At 37.6% G+C, this 19,559-nt stretch carries 20 protein-coding genes and 1 tRNA gene; 15 read left to right on the top strand and 6 right to left on the bottom strand.

What is annotated here, in order from left to right; genetic code table 11:
• Positions 1 to 2: 2 nt before the first annotated feature.
• From ACZ430_RS04460 to ACZ430_RS04415, 10 genes are all read left to right on the top strand, one after another.
• Positions 3 to 440, top strand: coding sequence for a hypothetical protein (locus ACZ430_RS04460; RefSeq protein ID WP_297212600.1), 438 nt, complete (start codon positions 3 to 5; stop codon positions 438 to 440).
• A complete protein-coding gene (locus tag ACZ430_RS04455) occupies positions 440 to 1,648 on the top strand; it encodes a type IV secretion system DNA-binding domain-containing protein (protein WP_366934812.1) in 1,209 nt (402 codons plus the stop codon). The genes ACZ430_RS04460 and ACZ430_RS04455 overlap by 1 nt, the downstream gene beginning before the upstream one ends.
• A 31-nt stretch (positions 1,649 to 1,679) precedes the next feature.
• Positions 1,680 to 1,994: a hypothetical protein gene (locus ACZ430_RS04450; protein ID WP_297212594.1), complete on the top strand. Its 315-nt coding sequence runs from the start codon at positions 1,680 to 1,682 to the stop codon at positions 1,992 to 1,994.
• A 41-nt stretch (positions 1,995 to 2,035) separates the two neighbouring features.
• On the top strand, positions 2,036 to 2,440 hold the full coding sequence (locus ACZ430_RS04445; RefSeq protein ID WP_297212591.1) for a hypothetical protein: 405 nt from the start codon (positions 2,036 to 2,038) through the stop codon (positions 2,438 to 2,440).
• Between the two features lie 18 nt (positions 2,441 to 2,458).
• Positions 2,459 to 2,620 (top strand): hypothetical protein, encoded by a 162-nt coding sequence (locus ACZ430_RS04440; RefSeq protein WP_297212588.1) that lies wholly within the window; start codon positions 2,459 to 2,461, stop codon positions 2,618 to 2,620.
• Between the two features lie 430 nt (positions 2,621 to 3,050).
• Positions 3,051 to 3,257: a hypothetical protein gene (locus tag ACZ430_RS04435; RefSeq protein ID WP_297212585.1), complete on the top strand. Its 207-nt coding sequence runs from the start codon at positions 3,051 to 3,053 to the stop codon at positions 3,255 to 3,257.
• 21 nt (positions 3,258 to 3,278) lie between these two features.
• On the top strand, positions 3,279 to 3,461 hold the full coding sequence (locus ACZ430_RS04430; RefSeq protein WP_297212582.1) for a hypothetical protein: 183 nt from the start codon (positions 3,279 to 3,281) through the stop codon (positions 3,459 to 3,461).
• Between the two features lie 10 nt (positions 3,462 to 3,471).
• On the top strand, positions 3,472 to 3,711 hold the full coding sequence (locus ACZ430_RS04425; RefSeq protein ID WP_297212579.1) for a hypothetical protein: 240 nt from the start codon (positions 3,472 to 3,474) through the stop codon (positions 3,709 to 3,711).
• Entirely contained in the window at positions 3,712 to 3,945 is a 234-nt protein-coding gene (locus ACZ430_RS04420) for a helix-turn-helix domain-containing protein (RefSeq protein WP_012545071.1), read from the top strand.
• 87 nt (positions 3,946 to 4,032) lie between these two features.
• Positions 4,033 to 5,070 carry a site-specific integrase gene (locus ACZ430_RS04415; protein WP_297212574.1) on the top strand — a complete coding sequence of 346 codons (1,038 nt, stop codon included), beginning with the start codon at positions 4,033 to 4,035 and terminating at the stop codon, positions 5,068 to 5,070.
• Between the two features lie 29 nt (positions 5,071 to 5,099).
• Here the strand turns inward: ACZ430_RS04415 and ACZ430_RS04410 are convergent.
• Positions 5,100 to 5,175: transfer RNA gene (locus ACZ430_RS04410), tRNA-Ala, on the bottom strand.
• 114 nt (positions 5,176 to 5,289) lie between these two features.
• Here ACZ430_RS04410 and ACZ430_RS04405 point away from each other — a divergent pair.
• A complete protein-coding gene (locus ACZ430_RS04405; protein WP_297212571.1) occupies positions 5,290 to 6,600 on the top strand; it encodes a tetratricopeptide repeat protein in 1,311 nt (436 codons plus the stop codon).
• The gene (locus ACZ430_RS04400) at positions 6,597 to 7,181 is read left to right on the top strand and encodes an RNA ligase partner protein (RefSeq protein ID WP_297212569.1); all 585 of its coding nucleotides are present in this window, start codon (positions 6,597 to 6,599) and stop codon (positions 7,179 to 7,181) included. The genes ACZ430_RS04405 and ACZ430_RS04400 overlap by 4 nt, the downstream gene beginning before the upstream one ends.
• Positions 7,182 to 7,187: 6 nt before the next feature.
• Here ACZ430_RS04400 and ACZ430_RS04395 read toward each other — a convergent pair whose 3' ends face one another.
• The 3 genes from ACZ430_RS04395 to ACZ430_RS04385 are packed head-to-tail and all read right to left on the bottom strand — an operon-like array spanning position 7,188 to position 12,259.
• Positions 7,188 to 8,153, bottom strand: coding sequence for an acetyl-CoA carboxylase carboxyltransferase subunit alpha (locus ACZ430_RS04395; protein WP_297212566.1), 966 nt, complete (start codon positions 8,151 to 8,153; stop codon positions 7,188 to 7,190).
• Positions 8,150 to 11,557 (bottom strand): DNA polymerase III subunit alpha, encoded by a 3,408-nt coding sequence (locus tag ACZ430_RS04390; protein ID WP_297212564.1) that lies wholly within the window; start codon positions 11,555 to 11,557, stop codon positions 8,150 to 8,152. The genes ACZ430_RS04395 and ACZ430_RS04390 overlap by 4 nt, the downstream gene beginning before the upstream one ends.
• Positions 11,558 to 11,596: 39 nt before the next feature.
• Positions 11,597 to 12,259 (bottom strand): DUF1828 domain-containing protein, encoded by a 663-nt coding sequence (locus ACZ430_RS04385; protein ID WP_297212561.1) that lies wholly within the window; start codon positions 12,257 to 12,259, stop codon positions 11,597 to 11,599.
• A gap of 63 nt (positions 12,260 to 12,322) precedes the next feature.
• Between ACZ430_RS04385 and ACZ430_RS04380 the strand changes: the two genes are divergently transcribed.
• From ACZ430_RS04380 to ACZ430_RS04370, 3 genes are read left to right on the top strand one after another with little or no spacing between them, the layout of a single operon-like run.
• Positions 12,323 to 13,552, top strand: a complete 1,230-nt coding sequence (locus tag ACZ430_RS04380; RefSeq protein WP_297212558.1) for a DUF1015 domain-containing protein — start codon at positions 12,323 to 12,325, stop codon at positions 13,550 to 13,552.
• 11 nt (positions 13,553 to 13,563) lie between these two features.
• Positions 13,564 to 14,568 carry a type I glyceraldehyde-3-phosphate dehydrogenase gene (gap, locus tag ACZ430_RS04375; RefSeq protein WP_297212555.1) on the top strand — a complete coding sequence of 335 codons (1,005 nt, stop codon included), beginning with the start codon at positions 13,564 to 13,566 and terminating at the stop codon, positions 14,566 to 14,568.
• Between the two features lie 14 nt (positions 14,569 to 14,582).
• The gene (locus ACZ430_RS04370) at positions 14,583 to 15,797 is read left to right on the top strand and encodes a phosphoglycerate kinase (RefSeq protein WP_339945386.1); all 1,215 of its coding nucleotides are present in this window, start codon (positions 14,583 to 14,585) and stop codon (positions 15,795 to 15,797) included.
• 25 nt (positions 15,798 to 15,822) lie between these two features.
• Here the strand turns inward: ACZ430_RS04370 and ACZ430_RS04365 are convergent, their stop codons facing one another.
• Together ACZ430_RS04365 and ACZ430_RS04360 are read right to left on the bottom strand one after the other, a co-directional pair.
• Entirely contained in the window at positions 15,823 to 18,474 is a 2,652-nt protein-coding gene (locus tag ACZ430_RS04365) for a c-type cytochrome (protein WP_464910726.1), read from the bottom strand.
• On the bottom strand, positions 18,471 to 19,517 hold the full coding sequence (locus ACZ430_RS04360; RefSeq protein ID WP_464910725.1) for a hypothetical protein: 1,047 nt from the start codon (positions 19,515 to 19,517) through the stop codon (positions 18,471 to 18,473). Before ACZ430_RS04360 ends, ACZ430_RS04365 begins: the two co-directional genes overlap by 4 nt.
• Positions 19,518 to 19,559: the final 42 nt, after the last annotated feature.

Raw genomic sequence — 19,559 nt, 5'->3', positions numbered from 1 at the left:
GCATGCACAAATATAGAGGCTTTGAAAAACTTTCTACTGAGTTTAGGCTTGAGGTTAACCGCGTCAAACAAACGGTTATAACGAGCTTGTGGATGCAGCAACTGTTTATTCTGCTTTTTGCTTTTGTTTTTCACTTTTTCAGTAGCAAAGGTTTTTTTGGATATCTTTTTTCGAACTACATATACTTATTTTTGCTCACGATTCCAATTTTGATATACACATATAGACGTATATCAAGAATGTCAGAAGAAGCTACACAACAGATTGACGAGCAGCAATACAGCCGAGGCAGTTTGATGATTCATGAAGTGCAGCTCAATGAAATGGTCGCAAATGAGATTTTGCACAACGACATTGAACTTGCTCGAATTGCCAAAAACTCACTACTGAACATAGGAAAAATAGTAGTCCTCCATGGGCAGAGACAAGACATTTCCTAATCACAGGCAGACCCGGGACGGGCAAAACTACATTGCTCAATCAAGTGTTAGAAGTGTTGAGAGAAAGAGGAGCCAAGGCAATCATCCACGATTTTAAAGGAGACTATCTTTCATATTTTTACGATCCAGCAACTGATATAATTTTTAATCCGCTTGACCGCCGTAGTGTCAATTGGTGCCTCTTTTCTGAAATTGAAATGCAGCCTGATGTTGATTCTATTGCTACATCAATGATACCCGAGTCCTTCCAAAACGACAAATTTTGGGTTGATGCGGCGAGAGACGTTTTTTCAAGTATTTTGTATTTTTTGAAAGTCACAGGAAATGAATCAAATCAAGCTATATGGGAACATGTCACAAAAACAGAACCTGAGATGATTCAACTCATGCAGCAGGCAGTAGCAAGCGGAATTGAAGCGGCTAAAAGGGCTCAAGGCTACCTCCAGGGCTATGAACAAGGTTCAAAAGTGGCTTCAGATGTGCTTTCAACCATGCGTCAGTATACAAACTGTTTTCAATATATGACTCATTTAAGTAGTGAATTTTCAATCAAAAAATGGCTTGAAAATGACCAGCCAGGTTTTATTTTCATCACAAATTATGCAAATCTGAGAGACACTTTAAAGCCAGCCCTTAGCTTGTTTATCGATATTGCTTTAAAACATTTATTGTCAATGACTGAATCGCAAGACAGACGTGTTTTTTTCATTCTTGACGAGTTTGCAGCACTTCAAAGGTTGCCTTCTGTAGTCAGAACCTTAGAGCAAGGTAGGTCCAAGGGAGCATCAGTTTGGATAGCTACACAAGATATATCACAGCTACAGAAACTATATTCAAGAGAGACTACCTACACGATCACAAACAACTGCAACACAATCGTGAGTTTTGCATTGAACGATCCAAATAGTTGTGAATACATGTCCAAAGTGTTCGGAGATGTTGAAATTTTGGAGAACACTCAAAATCTCAGTATGGGACCGCACGACATGAGGGATGGCTTTTCAATTTCAAAAACGGAAAAAATCAAACGGCTCATTATGCCTTCAGAGTTTGCAAGCCTTCCAGATTTGCATTTTTTTATCAAGATGCTCTCTTATCCCGCAGCAATGTCATCGCTTGTTTTTTCAAAGATGACAACAAAATACAATAGTTTTGAAGTAAATGACATTTTCAGGTTTTCTAAAAATGATGAACAGAAAAAAAATTGAGTAAATATAGATTAAAAAAAGGGGGATAAAGATGAGAAAAAGAACAATTTTAATCGTAACAATCTTAGTAGTAGTTTTGTTAGCTATCATAAGTCTATATAAAAATACAAACAGGGTGGTATGTGTACTGTTATGCGAAGATTCAACATATTCCACGGTTCTTTTTTTTAGGAACGTAGATGAAGCAAACGAAAAATTTAACTCTATAGAATTTAGAAAGAGATTATTTAATATCGTTTTTCTTTTGCCTGAGTTTCAACAAAGTTCAGTAAAAAACATAAAAATGTTTTGCAAAAATGAAAACGAAACGATAAAAACTTACGATGCTAATTTAGAAACAGAATAATTTGCATTATATATATTAGAAACCAAAAAGGAGGTAAAACTATGAAAAAGAAAATTTTAACCGCAGTCGCAGCAGTTGCAGTAGTTTTTTTAATTGCAACTGCACAGGCAGAAACAGGAAAAAACGCACAACTTGGAGTAGGAATGGCAAAGTCAACTTCAATAGTATGTCCGGTCACGTATGAGTTCAACAATCCAATATACTCGAATTCGTATGTCTATGAAACTACGATAACAGCAGAAAACATTGAAAAGGCAAGAAAAAAGCTACTTTCTGAAGAATTCCTCAGAAAAATCGCAGACGAAATGGATCAACAAGAAAATGCTCAGAAAATTCAGTTGAAAAAAGGCTCTAACTCTTTCTACAGCGAAAAAATTACGATGACATGCAGGGATGAGAAACAGCAGACGCATATATATGAAATTTCCGCCGTTATAAAAAAATAAGGAAAGGAGGGTTAAAAAATGAAAAGATACTGGATAAATGAAGCTACAGCAGAACTCGACAGGGCGGCTACGGCTTTGGAACTTTCTGTAACTCTTGATTATGCGATCACGGCTTTAGTGATGCTTGTTGTTGTATATGTTTTTTTTCTCATATATCAAAATGAGATACAAAATACCTAATGAGTTTTAAAGCTCAGAAAGTTGTCTTACTCCACCCATGCGAGTGTGATGCCTGCACTCGCATGGGTAATGTTTTTTTCATCATTTTTAGAAAAAAAGAAAAAGAAAATCAATACAAAATACTACACAAATTGTGTTTTTTTTGTTTTCAATACTATTCAAAAACTTTTCAAGTTGAGATAGTCGAAAACGAACTCAATACGCATGTTTTGAATTGTATTTTTTGTTTTTTTAAAAATGATGCCTCATAAATGCCTCATAAATGCCTCATAAACTTGTTGAAACAATTTCAACAAGTTTATAGCAATTTGCACTAAGGTAGTTTTTAAAATTTTTTTAAAAAACGGGACAAAAATGAAAAAAAGTAGTCTATATGTAATTAGAACTGCATTAAATATATTAGAAAACAAATGAAAGGAGGAAATAAAAAATGAAAGTTTATGACCTTTTGGCAAAAGTTGACAGCACAGTAACTGAAAATGGAGAAAAAGCAAAATGGGCTAAGATTGGAGTGTTATTAGAAAAGGAAAAGGGATTTTCGATAAAACTTGATTGTATCCCTATAAGTTCAAGCTGGGACGGGTGGCTAACTGTAAAAGAGAGAAAAGAAAAGGAACAGACTGAAGAACCTTTCTAAGAAATTAATAGAGGAGGGCAAATGAAAGAGTATCTTTGTTATTGGATTTACAGAAGCAGTTTGCCAGCAGAGGAATGCCGAGAGTTCACATGGGAGAAATACTGTCAGTTACTGAACATTGACCCAGTGGCCACGAAGTTGAAAGCGAAAAAGACTTTTGGAATAGCATTCATATTTTTATTTCTTTTATTACTTTTCATGTGAGGTTTTTAAAATGAACCAAAAAGCCTTTGCTATCGCAAACGCTTTAGCCAGATACTACGGCATACCTGAGCCAGAGTTTGCCTCTGCTCAGGAATGCCACCAGTGGATTAAGTCAGTGCTTAATAAAAGCAATGCTCAACTAAGGAAGTGTCCACATTGTCAAACTGTTATGGCACGGAAGTTAGTGAATGGCAGGCTTAGATATGTTTGCAAGGCCTGCAATAAAACCTTTTCACTTAAGGGAGTGTAAATGGAACTACTTACTCCAAATGAAGTAACTCAAATTCTCAAAATCACAAAAAGAACCCTCTACCACTATATCAAACAGGGAATTATTCCATACGTTAGACTGCAGAAAAGAATCCGATTCAGAAAAGAAGACATTGACCAATTTATTCAGAACCGACTGAGTAGAAATCCTGAAGTTGACGATATTGTTGTCACTATTAAAAGAAAAATCCAAAAAGCACTCAAGGAGTCTTGACCCGCCTGATGATTTTTTTCTATCCTACCTTATCCCAGTTCATTGACAAGCAGGTAGGCCATGTTCTGAGCCGAAAGGAGGCAGAACATGGGATTGTATAAGCGAGGCAATATCTGGTGGTTTTCTATCGCAGTTAATGGAAAACAATTCAGATTCTCAACCAAAACCTCAGATAGAAAAAAAGCCACAGAGATTTATGCCAGAGCACTTCTTGAACTTGACAATCCTGTTAAGGAAGTTGAAAATCAGATTTCTTTTTGTGAATTCTTTGAGAATCATTATTTACCTTTTTCAGAGAGGCAGGCTTCTCACCAGAGTAAAAAATATTACTTCAAAGTTATCCCTGAGTGGTTTAAAAAACTACCTGTCAACCAGATTACCACCAGAGACCTTGAACTCCTTCAGGGAGACCTCCTGAAAGGCAGAACTCCAGCCAGTGTAAACAGAATTATTGCCACTATCAAACACTCACTGAGAAAAGCTTACGAATGGGAATTGACAGGAGAGGAAGCCCTTAAGAGAGTGCAAAGAGTAAAACCCCTTAAAGGAGAAATTCAAAGATTGAGGTTCCTATCCCTTGAGGAATGCCAGAAGCTAATTGATGCAGCTGAACCACACTTAAAGCCTATCATTATCACTGCCTTGAATACTGGCATGAGAAAGGGAGAAATTCTGGGCATCACATGGAGTCAGATTGACCTCAAGCATGGTTATATCCACCTTGAGAAGACCAAAAACGGAGAGAGAAGAGACATTCCTCTAAATGATACTCTTAAGTTCTTATTCAGAGACCTCATTAAAAGCAGAAGGCTTGACTCTGATTATGTATTCTTGAACCCTGACACAGGAAAGAGATTGACTGACATTAAAAGAAGCTTCAGGACAGCCTGCAAGAGAGCAGGAATTACTGATTTCAGATTTCATGACTTAAGACACACCTTTGCCAGCCATCTTGTAATGAACGGAGTTGACCTGAAAACTGTTCAGGAACTTTTAGGACACAAAACCATTAAAATGACCTTAAAATACAGCCACTTATCAAAGGCACATAAGGAAAAGGCAGTTAATTCGTTGAATATCACAATTTATCACAATTTTATCACAGTCAGGCAGGAGAGGGGATAGTTGAAAATTCAAAAAACCTTGATTTTACTTGGTGGAGCTGAGGGGAGTCGAACCCCCGACCTCTTGAATGCCATTCAAGCGCTCTCCCAACTGAGCTACAGCCCCAAATAAAAGTCGATAGATAAAAATAACATACAATAGCATCAGTTTGTCAATTAGTATTAATTTTTAATACTTCTTTAAGGTATAATTAAAAAATTGCCAGTTTGCGAGGTATTTATGTCGAAATTTTTAATTTTTCTTATACTTCTCTTTCTCACTATTATCGGACTTTTTGCAATGGAAAATAAAGAAGCCGTTGTTCTTAAAATTCCCTTTGGCGCTTCCTATGAAATGCCTAAAATAGGTCTTGTACTCTTATCAATAAGTTTTGGTGCTTTTTTTGTTTTTATAGTATTTTTCATAAGAGACACTTCAAATCTTATAAATAGATTGCAGATTCAGAAGAAACATAAAAGAGAGGAGAAAATAAAAGAATTTTATGCAAAAGCCCTTAATGCTATTATGAGGGAAAAGATTACTGAAGCTAAAGAGGCGTTGCAGGAGATACTTAAAGAGGAGCCAGACCACATTGATGCGATAATAAGGCTTGGAGACTTAGCAGTAAAAGAGGAAGATTATAAAACAGCATTAAAATACTACAGAAAGGCCTATGAGTTAGACCCTAAAAACATTGTTCCGCTTTTTTCTTTAGAGAATGTTATGGAAAAAATTAATGAAAATGAAATGGCTCTCAAGTATATAGAGCAAATAACAAATCTCGAACCAGACAATCTTACTGCTCACTATAAGATGCGAACAATTCTTGAAAAGCTTGAAAGATGGAGTGACCTCATAAATCTTCAGAAAAAAATTTTAAAACTCATACCTGAATTTAAAAAGACAGAGGAGGAAAGAAGACTTATAGGATATAGCTACGAGTATGCGAGAACAAATCTTGAATCTGGAGACTTGGAACAGGCAGGAAGGATATTTGAAAGCATAATTAAATCTAATCCAGATTTCATACCTGCTCAATTAGGAATGGCAGAGGTAATGATAGCAAGAGGAGAAATGGAGGAAGCCATAGAATTTTTACAAAAATCTTTTAGAGAATTAAAGTCTAATCTTCTCTTAATCAGACTGGAAGACCTTTTAATAAGTATGGGAGACCCAAAGCGTTTAATTCAGTTCTACATAAAAGCCATTAATGAACAACAACAAAACATAGAGCTCAAATTTTTGCTGGGAAGGCTTTACTACAGGCTTGAAATGATAGATGATGCAATAGATACACTTTCTTCTATTGACCCTGCTGTATGCTCAACGCCAAAACTTCATTGTATAAAGGGATATCTATATCTTAGAAGAAATCAAGTTACCAAAGCAGTGGCAGAATTTAAGTCCCTCTGCCCCGAAGCAAAGGTTTCGAATTTAACTTACATATGTAAAGAATGTAGTTCTTCCTTTGATGAGTGGTCAGGAAGATGCAGTATATGCAATCAATGGAATAGTTTTGATGTTGACCTTCGGGGCTGTGAGATTAAATGATATCTTTTTTTTCCCGTAAACGTAAAATTGTTCTCGATACAAGCGTTTTCATAAATCCTGATGTAAGAAAATATTTTGGCAAAAGTCCTGAAAATGCCATTGAAGAATTCACCAGGCTTGCAAAAGAGAATAAAAAATTTGATTTCTACATGCCTTCCTCTGTTTTCAAAGAGCTGTTAAATTTTATTGATGAAAAAAAAATTCCCTCGGATTTTTACTCTATTTTACGAATTAAATCTCCCAATAAACACAGAATTGTTTGTCCTTCAATATTTTTCTATGACTTAGTTGAAGAAATCAGAACAAGAGTAAACAAAGGATTGAGGGTTGCCGAAAATGCTGTAAAAAGTGTTTCTCAAAAGGGAATTGATGAAACTATAAAGGATGTTAGAAAAAAATACAGAGAAGCACTCAGAGAAGGAATTATTGACAGTAAAGAGGATGTGGACTTAATATTTCTATCCTTTGAGCTTAAAGGAACACTGGTTACCGGAGACCAAGGACTTATCATTTGGGCTGATAAATTGGGGGTTGAATGGATTTTGCCGGATAAATTCAGAGATTTTTTGCTTTACAAGTAGATATTATTACCAAAAATTACCAATTTTCCTAAATTTTTTGTATCTTCTCTGTATAAGCTCGTCAACAGATACTTTCTGAAGCTCATTAATTGTTGTTAAAATTTTATTTTTAATTCGTTTTGCCATTTCTTGTGGTTCTCTGTGAGCACCTCCCAGAGGTTCTGGAATTATGTCGTCAATTATGCCATACTCTTTAAGGTCTTCTGCCGTCAGTTTCAGTTCAGAAGCAGCTCTGGCGTAATCTTCCACGCCAACGTCACTGTTTTTTTTCCAGAGTATTGCAGCGCAACCCTCAGGAGATATGACCGAGTATATTGAGTGTTCAAGCATGAAAATTCTGTCACATACGCTCAGTGCTAAAGCTCCACCACTTCCACCTTCACCTATTACAATGCTTATTATAGGTGTTTTAAGTAGGGAGATTTCCATTAAATTGTTTGCTATGGCTTCGGCCTGTCCTCTTTCTTCCGCACCTATTCCTGGAAATGCACCGGGCGTATCTATTAAGGTAACAATGGGTATTTTAAACCTCTCGGCAATTTTCATTACCCTCAGAGCTTTCCTGTAACCTTCTGGATGGGCCTGTCCAAAGTTACGATATATTCTTTCTTTTATTGTCCTGCCTTTCTGATGTCCAACGATTATAACTGAGCAGTTGTCAATCTTGCCTATTCCTGCAACAACTGCAGGGTCATCTCCAAATCTTCGGTCTCCATGAAGCTCTATGAAATCATCCATCATCATAGAGATATAATCAAGGGTATATGGTCTTTCTGGATGTCTTGCCAGTTGCGTTTTCTGCCAGGGCGTTAAATTTGAGAATATTTCGGTTTTGAGGTCTTTGAGTTTTTTGTTTATTCTCTTAATTTCCTGAGTTAAATCAATATCACCTCCGTCAGAGAGTTTCTTTAGCTCTTCAATTTTTGTCTCAAGTTCTTGAATTGGTTTTTCAAAATCAAGATAGTAGGTCATATTATCCTCATATTACAGTTTTTAATTTTCTCTAATTTTGCATCAAAATCTATGCATGGTTCAAGAGGACTTAAAATAGTAACATAATGTTCTGATAAATTTAAACGGATGAATACACTACCTTCTCCATTAATTCGGTCTGTTAAGTACTGTCTTATCTCTCTCAGAGTCTGCTGTGCTTCTTTTTCATCGGAACAGTCAACGGTAATCTCGTATTTTATTTTCAAGTCTGCTCTATTGAGGTCTTCGATATCTCTTGCAAGAAATTTCGTGGTATCATTTGACTTAAAAATAAGACCCTTTATTAATATGGTATTTTTCTCTTTTAAAATTTCGCTGTATTTCTTGAAAAGCTCTGGATGAATAACAACCTCTAACCTTCCTGTTTCATCTTCAATTGTTATGTAGCCTGTAATTCCCTTTTCCTTTGCTTTGCTTTTCACTTCATCAATAATTCCTGCAATGGTTACCTCTTGTGAGTTTTCAACTTCATCTTCAAAATCCTCTTCTGCCGCCTCAAAAATATCGGCAATCGTAGATATGTTTTTCTTATTAAGCGCTGGTCTTATGGGTTTTAGAGGATGTCCAGAAAGATAAAATCCAAGGGATGCTTTTTCCTCACTGAGAAGTACTGCTGTATCCCACTCTTCTACATTCTCCTGAATAGAGAACAATCCTGTTTTCGACGTGTTATTTTTTATGGATAAAAATTCGTCCATTGCCAATGCTCTTGCCTGGGCAACTCTCGCTGATGGATACAGGGAGTCAAAAGCTCCCGCTTTGATTAGAGACTCTACCACTTTTTTATTAACCTTTTTTGTATCCACTCTCTTAAGGAATTCGGCCATTGAGTTAAATCTACCTTTCTGCCTTTCTTTAAGAATAGACTCTAAAGCAGCACCACCAACACCCTTTACTGCCTCAAGGCCAAATCTTATAGAATCTCCGCTTACGGTAAAGAATCTTTGCGATTCATTTATATCCGGTCCCAAAATCTCAATTCCCCAAGATTTACACTCATTTATAAATTTCACTATTTTGTTGCTGTCTCCCATTTCATTTGAGAGGTTTGCTGCAAAGAACTCTACAGGAAAATGAGCTTTTAAATATGCTGTAACGTATGAAAGATATGCGTATGCGGCAGAGTGAGATTTATTAAAGCCGTACTCACCGAAAGCTGCCATTAGATTAAAGAGGGAATCAGCAGCTTCCTTGGAAATTCCATTTTTTAGAGCTCCGTTTATAAACTCTTCCTTTAGGCTGGCCATAAGTTCGGGAATTTTTTTCCCCATGGCTTTTCTCAATACATCTGCCTGTCCCATTGTGAAACCGGCGATTTTATTTGCAATCCTCATAACTTGCTCTTGATAGAGAATAACTCCGTAGGTCTCATCAAGAATCTCCTTTAGTTGAGGAAGCACATACTCAACAGGGACTATTCCTTTTTTGCGTTTTATAAAATCATCTACCATGCCACTTCCTAATGGGCCTGGTCTGTAAAGAGCCACAAGGGCAATGAGGTCTTCAAATCTCTCTGGTTGCATCTTCTGAAGAAGTTCCCGCATACCTCTACTTTCAAGCTGAAAAACACCTATTGTCTGACCAGATGATAGAAGTTCATAAGTTTCTTTGTCATCAAGGGGAATGTTCTCTAAATCTATATTTTTACCCTGCAAAGAGGCGTATTTAACCGTATCATCAATGACAGTGAGAGTTTTCAATCCAAGGAAATCAAACTTCAAAAGTCCAACATCTTCTAAGGCTTTCATGTCAAACTGACTTATTATGTTTTCATCTCCTGGATTTTTATAAAGCGGCATTATGTCTTCTAATGGCTCTGGAGATATGACAACTCCTGCGGCATGTTGAGAGGCATGCCTTGCGAGCCCCTCCAGCCTAATGGCAATGTCGATTAGTTCTTTTACTGTCTCGTCTTTACTGTAAAGGGTCTTTAGTCTTGGTTCAAGTGTCATTGCCTGTTCAAGCGATGAACAGGCAAAAGGTATCATCTTGGCAATTTTATCTACCTCTGCATAGGGAATGTTAAGGGCTCTGCCGACATCTCTTACAACTGCCCTTGACTGCATTGTTCCAAAGGTTATTATATGAGCTACTCTTTCTTTTCCGTATTTTTCAGAAACATACTTTATAACTTCTTCTCTTCGGTCTTTACAGAAATCTACATCTATATCTGGCATGCTTATTCTCTCGGGATTTAAAAATCTTTCAAAAAGAAGGCCGTATTTTATTGGGTCAATATCGGTAATTTTAAGGGCATAGGCCACAAGACTTCCTGCTGCAGAGCCTCTACCAGGACCTACAGGAATTTTTTGGCTTCTTGCATAATTTATGAAATCCCACACTATTAGAAAATATGATGAAAAACCCATTTCTGTTATTACCTTAAGTTCATTTTCAAGTCTTTCCTTATATTCCTCAGGAGGCTCTCCCTTGAATCTTTCCCTTAGGCCTTTGTAAGCGAGTTCTTTGAGATACTGTTCTTCAACAATTCCCTCTGGCAGGGAATATCTTGGTAGGCGATATCCATCGAGAGTAAGATTGAAGTTACATTTTTCAGCAATAAAAAGAGTGTTTTCCAATGCTTCTGGTATTTCTGAAAAAGCCGAATACATCTCTTCCGGTGATTTAAAGTAAAAATCCTCAGTCTGAAATTTAAGCCTTTTTTCATCTTTAATAGTTTTTCCCGTTTGTATGCATAGAAGTATTTCGTGGGCTCTTGCATCAGATTTATGAAGATAATGGCAGTCATTGGTTGCAACGATAGGAATCTGATATTTCTTTGAAATTTCAATCAATCCTTTATTTGCAACTTTTTGTTCAGGTAAATTGTTTGATTGAAGTTCAAGATAAAAGTTGTCCTCGAACAGCTCTTTTAAACCCTTTGCCGTAGCTTCGGCACGTTCAAAATTTTCGTGAACTATGTTGTAAGGTATCTCTCCCATTATACATCCTGAAAGAGCAATAAGTCCCCTGTAGTGTTGGCTTAGAAGCTCCATATCAATGCGTGGTTTATAGTAAAATCCCTCTAAATATGAGCGTGTCACAAGTCTGGTTAGATTTCTGTAGCCTTCTTCATCTTTTACAAGAAGTGTAAGGTGAAAGGAAGCTTCTTCAGGCATGCCAGGGTCTTTATTAATTTTTGCCTTGTCAAAACGGCTTTGGGGAGCAACATAGACCTCGCAGCCGATTATTGGCTTTATTCCAGCTTTTTTGGCCTTTTTGAAAAACTCTACGGCACCAAAAAGATTTCCGTGGTCAGTTATTGCTACCGCAGGCATGCCATAGGCTTTAGCCTGCTGAATTAACTCACCAATTCTGATTGCTCCATCTAATAGACTGTATTCTGTGTGCAGATGCAGATGGACAAACTCGGAGTTGCTCATATTATGAATGTTAAAATTTTGTCTCTTAACAAGTCAATTTTAAAAAAGATAGAAAAGATACACGGCAGAAATCATCTGAATAAATTTATACAGATTATTGCCCATATCCTCTGGGGGTGAATCAAGGTAAAGCTCCTCTTCCCTCACTTCTATTCCCAATCTTTTTGCTGCGAATACTACTCTATCTCTCTGTCCTCGTTCGTGAGGTCTAAAACTTCTTAGAATTAAGCCGTCATCGGTTATAAAATAATCGCCACTGTCTTTTTTTCTCACAATTACTTTTAGCATTTTTGACTCTCTTCCAATAATGGGAATTTCAATCACCATTGCCCCTTCACCAGAGATGGAATATCTTAAGTATGAGATAATAGCCTCTGTCAGGGAGTTCATTATTTCTTCTGCCTCTTCAGGCTCTATGGGTTCTGTTGTTGCTAATACTGTTCCGAACAGAAATTCTTTTATAAAACTCTCCACCTCTTCTGCAACTGATTTATCCTCTGGATACTCGCTCCACATTATTCGACAGCTTCGCATTTCAGGACTGTATAAAATTTCCCCTAAAAAAGTATCATCTCCTAATTGAACATCAAAGGGAAGAGAAAAAGTGCTTTTATCTCTGGTGGTTCTCCTTTTATCCCTGTAAAAGGTTATTCTTGTTTTGCCTACCTTGGGCAGAGATATGGTTTTAGTAATCAAATTCATAGGTTGAGTATAACACAAATATTCTGTTGAGCTACAACCCTTTTAAATGTTATCATAAAACCTATGGCTATAATTAAACCCTTCAGAGGTATTCTCTACAATCCACAGAAGGTAAATCCTCATGATGTAATGTGTCCGCCCTACGACATAATTTCAGAAGAACTCAGAGAAAGGCTATATGAAAAAAGTCCTTACAATGTAGTTCGAATAGATTACGGAAAAAACTCAAAAGAAGAGGATAAATACACTCTGGCACGCAAATATCTTGAAAGCTGGCTAAAAGAGGGGATTCTTATTCAAGATAAACACCCCTGTTTTTATGGTTATGAAATCGAGTATTCGTATAAAAACAAGGCTAAAAAATTAAGGGGAGTAATTGGATTAATTAAGCTTGAGGAACTTGGTAAAGGAGTGTATCCTCATGAGCAGACCTATGCAAAACCAAAAGCAGACAGATTGAACCTTATGAAATCATGCATGGCCAACACATCAATTATATTTTCCATATATCGCTCAAAAAAAAGAATAACCTCTCAGATTATTGAAAATCAAAGTTCACCGTTTATTCAAGCAAGAGACTTAAATGGAAATATTCATAAACTCTACAGGATTTGCAGTGATACTGATATTAATGCAATAGTTGAGGACTTTAGGGAAAAGCCGATTTTTATTGCCGATGGACATCACAGGTATGAGGTGGCTCTTGAATTTAAAAGAGAGATGTCCGCTCTTTATCCCAATCAGAAGGATGCTGCATGGAACTATGTTTTAATGTTTCTATCTAATATTGAAGATGATGGATATCTTATTCTACCTACACACAGAATGGTGAGCACTTCCATGCCAATAAGAGAAGCTCTCAAAGCAAATGAGAACCTCTTTGACATTACTGAGGTTAGCCCTTCCGAAGACCTTCTTGATATTATCGAACAAATGGGGCCTTGTCATTTTGGTTTATACATCAACTCAAAAGCTTACATTCTTAGATACAAAGGCCCTGTGCCAGAGCATTTACCCGAAGAACTAAGAAAACTTGACGTTACAATTCTTGAAGAGGTAATTTTGCAGAGAATCTTTCCAAAAAGAGAAGTCTGCTACGACATTGATATAGAAAGAGGTCTAAGAATGATAAGGGAAGGAAAATGTGATGCCCTTTTCCTCCTCAGAGCAACAGATGTGGAGGACATAGAGAGAGTTGCCCTTGCAGGACTTAGAATGCCTCCAAAATCAACATACTTCTATCCTAAACTCCTCACAGGCATGATTATAAATAGCTTCAGAGAAAACCTTTAAAGGAGGTTATTATGTCAGTAAAGGTTGCCATTAACGGTTTTGGTAGAATTGGAAGACTTTTTTTCCGTTCCTGCTATGGCATCCCAGAAATTGAAATCGTTGCAATCAACGACCTCACCGATGCATATACACTTTCCCATCTTCTAAAATACGATTCTGTTCATGGAAGATTTCCTGCAAATGTAAAAGCCTCAGATAACGCTATTTATGTGGATGAAAGAAAAATTCAGGTATTTGCTGAGACTGCTCCTGAAAGGCTTCCATGGGAAGACCTAAAAATTGACATTGTCGTCGAATCTACAGGAAGATTTACAGATAGAGCAGGAGCATCAAAACATCTTGAAGCTGGTGCCAAATGGGTTATTATTACAGCGCCAGCAAAAGAGGAAGACATAACCGTTGTAATGGGTGTCAATCACCATCTAATTGACCCTTCAAAACATAAGCTTATTTCAAATGCTTCCTGCACGACCAATTGTCTTGCACCGGTAGCAAAGGTTATACATGAAAATTTCGGAATTGAGAGAGGTTTTGCAACCACTGTTCACTCCTATACCAATGACCAGAGAATTTTAGACCTACCGCACAAAGACCTTAGACGAGCGAGGGCAGCGGCATTATCTATGATTCCAACAACAACAGGTGCAGCAAAAGCCGTAGGAAAAGTTCTTCCCGAGCTTAAAGGCAAGCTTGACGGACTTGCCATTAGAGTGCCAACTCCTAATGTTTCCCTTGTAGACCTTGTTGTTCAATTAAGCAGGGAAACCACGGAAAAAGAGATAAATGATGTCCTTATAAAAGCCTCTCAAGAGGAGCTAAAGGGAATTCTTCTTGTTACTGACGAGCCCCTTGTATCGATAGATTTCAACGGTTCAGATTTTTCTTCAATTGTTGATGCCCTTGTCACTAAAGTAATTGAAGGAAAACTTGCAAAAGTTCTTGCCTGGTATGACAATGAGTATGGCTACAGTTGTAGGGTAAGAGACCTTATCCTTTATATTAGCAGCAAAATCTAAAGAAGGAGGGAAACATGGCACCTTTTAATAACTCCTTTGATAAGATGACAATAGAAGACCTGCCTCTTAAAGGAAAAAGAGTTTTTATCAGAGCGGATTTTAATGTTCCCCTTGATGCAAATTTAATGATAACTGATGACAGACGAATTCGTTCTACTCTTCCAACAATAAATTACGCCATTGATGAAGGAGCTAAAGTAATTCTTGCCTCCCATCTTGGAAGACCTAAAGGTAAGGTAGACCCTAAGTTTTCTCTCGCACCCGTTGCAAGAAGACTTCAGAGGCTTCTTAACAAAGAAGTGCTCTTTGCGCCCGATTGCATTGGTGCGCAGGTAGAGCAGATGGTATCTAAGATGAAGGAAGGAGATGTTTTACTGCTTGAAAACCTCCGATTTCACATTGAAGAAGAGAAGAACGATGAGAAATTTGCAAAGGAACTGTCTTCCTTGGCAGATTATTACGTAAACGATGCTTTTGGAGCATCTCACAGAGCTCATGCATCAATTGTAGGAATTCCCAAGTTTTTACCCTCTGCAGCAGGATTTCTCCTTAAAAAAGAGATTGAATATCTAAAGGGTGCTGTAGAGTCTCCTATAAGACCTTTTGTCGTAATACTGGGAGGAGCAAAGGTTGGCGGTAAAATAGGGGTCCTTGAAAATCTTGCAGACAAGGCAGACAAGGTAATTGTAGGTGGAGGAATGGCCTTTACATTTATAAAAGCCATGGGGTATGAGGTCGGAGACTCTCTTGTAGAGAACGATATGTTAGATTTTGCCATAAGAATTATGGATAAACTTCGCAAAAATAGGGTTAAATTTTATCTGCCCGTAGATGTGGTAATTGCTCAAAGCATGGAAAGCGGTGCTGAGGCAAAGATAATTCCTGTTCAGGAAATTCCTCCTGGATGGAGGGGGCTCGATATAGGTCCTGCGTCGGTAAAGCTTTTTACAGAAGCTCTTCATGATGCAAAAACTATTTTATGGAACGGACCAATGGGTGTTTTTGAGATAGATGCTTTCTCAAGGGGAACTCTTGCCCTCGCTCATGCTGTTGCCGACTCCTATGCCTTTACAATTGTTGGAGGAGGAGATACGGATTATGCTGTTCACAAAGCAGGTGTGAGTGATTCCATATCTTTCATATCAACCGGTGGTGGTGCAGCCCTTCAGCTACTTGAAGGAAAGGAACTGCCCGGCCTTGCTATACTTCCTGCCAAGAAAAGAGACTAATTAAGATAATAAAACAGGGAATATCTTAACGTTCAAGATATTCCCTGTTCCTGAATTGCCTGAGCATATTACTGTGATGTTGATTGCCTTGCATTTTTATTTTGTGACAAACTTCACATTTTAACTCAGAAGAGATTGGAAGTGGCGTTTTCTGATACTGCATTGGTTGAATATTATCTCTGTTTTTGCCGTATTCATTGAAAGACGGATAGGTTGCATGAGGTGAGCCGTGGCATGCAAGACATGGAAGTTTTCCGGTGTTATCTCTTCTTGCTCTGAAGAGAGTTGAAAAATCCGTCGTCCATTTATTAAAAGAACTTGCGTTTCTTTCGGGCTTCTGAAATCCCTCATGACAAGCAAGGCAATCGGGCTGTTGAACCCATGGCTTTCTTGGATAGATGGATTCAATAGGAGTTTCAGGCTTTAAATTCTTTAAAAGTAGTTTAGCTGTTCTTGTGCCCTTTTGTGAGAGCAGCACTGAAGAGGCATGTTCGTCAAGTCTTCCGTGACACTGGGTGCAACCTATTCCTATTTTTGCGTGGATGTCTCTGTTGCATCTTGTATTTCCTCTTGCGTCATTGGGATGACAGAAATTACATGCCCTTTCATCTTTCCAAGGAATATAATTCGCATGCCAGCCATGCATTGAAGCGGAAAAACTGTTGTGTCCCTTTATTCCTTCAGCCTTTACGATAAAGTCTTCATGACATTTCTGACACATCATTGGTTTTCCTTTCAGGGCACTCTCAAGAAGTTTTGTCCCGTGATTTCTGTCGTGAACCTTTAGTATATTTATGGCTGTTTCATCCGATATTCCCGAAATTTCCTTCCAGCGAGGCTTTCCTCCGTGACACTCAAAGCATCTTAGTTCTGTAGATACGGGAGCAACAAATCTTGTAGTTTGTAAAATCTTACCAGTAGCCTTTTCTATTGCTTTTGCCTCAAATATGGGATAAGGATTAAAAACTCCGTCATTTCTGTAAGGCAATACAGGCACGCCGTCGACATAGAATATATTTTTGTCTTTGTCATAGTCAAAAACTCCATTTGTTCCTTTTCCTGCAACTCCTATGTTTTCTGGTATTTTCTTGCCTTTTAGGGATTCGGCATACTTCCAGAAATCTGTATGTTTTGAAGGTGTTTCGTAACCCTTTTGAGCTTCATAATGAATTTCAATCCCTTCAGTGACAATCTCAGGTTTTTTACCCCTCTTTATGAGAACTGCTTGAAAGTAACTTCCAGGGTATAGAAAAGAAAACCATCTGTCAATATCGGTGATACATTTTTCTCCAAGACTGCTCCATGCAAGTAGCACATATTGGTCTTTCTGAGGGTCAAAGGACGGTATCTGAACTTCCTCTTCCTTTGGTTTAAACTCTGCGGTATGGAGTTGTTCTTTACCTCTGAGGCTTGCAATAAAAGCAGCCAGAGCTTCTATTTCTTTTTCATTTCCTATAAATTTCGGCATGTAGTCAAGAATTTTCCCTTGACCGTAAAGCTGGGAGATTATGCCAAGCTGAGTAAGACCTCTGGTTTTCTCAACTACATCATTTTTAACGCCTTTTATGGTATGACAACTAAGACATTGATTGTTAAAAATCTCTCGTCCTGCAACTAATTTGTTTTCTTCGGTTATTTCTTTAACAGTAACCCATTTGGCATGCCTAAGAAATCCTTCTCTGTTTAGTCTTTGCTCATCGGCTACTAATATTGAAGGCGAATACATGTATCCATAGATAACATAAGGTTTTCTTGCATACTCTCTCATGTATTCAAATCCACCAATCCAGCTGAGCCCAATTAGAAGAAGCACAAATACAGCAATGCGTTGCAGAATCTGAGATGTTTTGATTACTAAAATTAGAGCTAAAAGATAGAGAGAAATAGAGGCAACTATGAATACATTTACGGCATTTACTGTCTGCTTATTCAGCACAAAGTTTGTAATTCTTGCATTTTCGGGGATTGAATAGAAATACCATACTCCTGCAATCAAAAGAAAAGGAATGGGGATATAGAGCCACTTTGCGCAATATCTAAGAAGGGTTGACCTTAGTTGAGGTTCTCTTTCAAATACGGCGGTGACAAAGCCAAAAAGGCCTGCAAACATTATACAAATGGCCGTTCTAAATAAAAGACTTGGAATATTGGTGGGATTAAAAAATCCCTGCCAGAAGTTTTCTGTTTTAAGCCATTCACCAGGAGTAAGCATAAAGGTTATAATTCCATTTATTATGAATAGGCTTAACCATGCAGATGCGGCATATATAAACGCTACCGTTAGCCTGTTTTTATCTGAAAGAGAGTCGAACTTATAATGGTATACAAGGAGGGATATAATCTCGACAATGAAAAAGACCCACTCGATTGCCCAAGCAAAAACAAAAGTGTGTATCAATACAGAAGTAGCCCAGGGGCTTGAAAGAGCTATTATAAACCATATTCCTACACCCGTTACTCCACCGAATACCATTGTAAGAAGAAGGAAAAACCAGATATGCCTGCGAACATACTGCTTTAAGGCTATGTTGCCTTCTCTTACACTCTTAAGGTCTGTAAGCCAGAGGAAAATACCTCCCCCAACGGCAAAATGAGAGATAAACACGTGGAGAACAGCAATTACAGCTATCAGTGTGCCAGAGTTAAGATAGTATAGCTCCCAGACAGGATAGTTCATCTTTTAACTCCTCCGGGAAAGGCTATCTTAAGCATATAGAATATTACGAAAACTCCAATGAGAAGTATTAATACAAAGATAACAAAAACATCCCACTGAGGCTCAACTTTAAGTTGAGCGATGCTGAAATTCTCACCGATATGGAATACTCTAAGGTTATATCTGTTTATAACCATAAAAATTAGCGTCGCAACGAGCATAACGATTGTGCTCCTAAGCTGACCTTTAAGGGAGAGAAAAACTGCTACAAAGGCAGTAACTATACCTAACAGTAGCGAGGTGGTGGCAATTATGTCCTGTCCCATAAATTTTTGCATGACCTGCTGAGGAAGGCTTAAAAGAAACCAGAAACCCACGCCTATTTGTATCATTGTTGCATAGGCAAATATTTTCAGTCCTTCTTTGACATTGTCTTCAGAGTTTGCCTTTCTACTAAAATAAAGGCTGTAAGAGATTCCTCCAATCGCTACAGAGGCTACGAGAAAATGGAAAAATCTCGGATATATGCTGGGAACGCTCCAAAGAAGAATTGTTCCATCTCTGTTAGAAAAATAGGTTGTCCATTTTTCTGGCATTTCCATCATTGACAAATTATTTACAAGCATAAAAGCGATATAGAGAATTATAAAAATCATTAAAACAAGGGCATACTTTGAATTTTTTGAAACTTCAAACTTTTTGTAATTATAGTAGGAGCTGTAATAGGCAATTATAAGAAGCGGAATTATTAAAATCCAGAAAGTTCCCATAAGAATAGAACTGGTATAGAAGAGATGTCCGAATACTACTTGTAAAAACAAAAGAGCAGGTATAGCCATGTTTATGCCAAGGGCAAATAGTATTGGTATTTTACCTGCCACAGGCTTATTGATATCAAAAAAGTTACTTTTTCTGTTCCACTTATACAAAAGAATAAGGCCAGTGCCAAGAATCATGTTGATAATAACGATGTGTATCAGAAAAAAAAGCTGCTCAAGGACAATAAATATTTCCGCAGCCACCGGAATTGGTTCAGTAGAGGGAATTAAAGTATTTGGATTCATGTTGACTACATTATACAAAAAATTTTTCCAGATTTCAATCCC

Source organism: Thermodesulfovibrio sp. TK500a, assembly GCF_055381765.1.
This window is presented reverse-complemented; position numbering and strand designations above follow the sequence as displayed.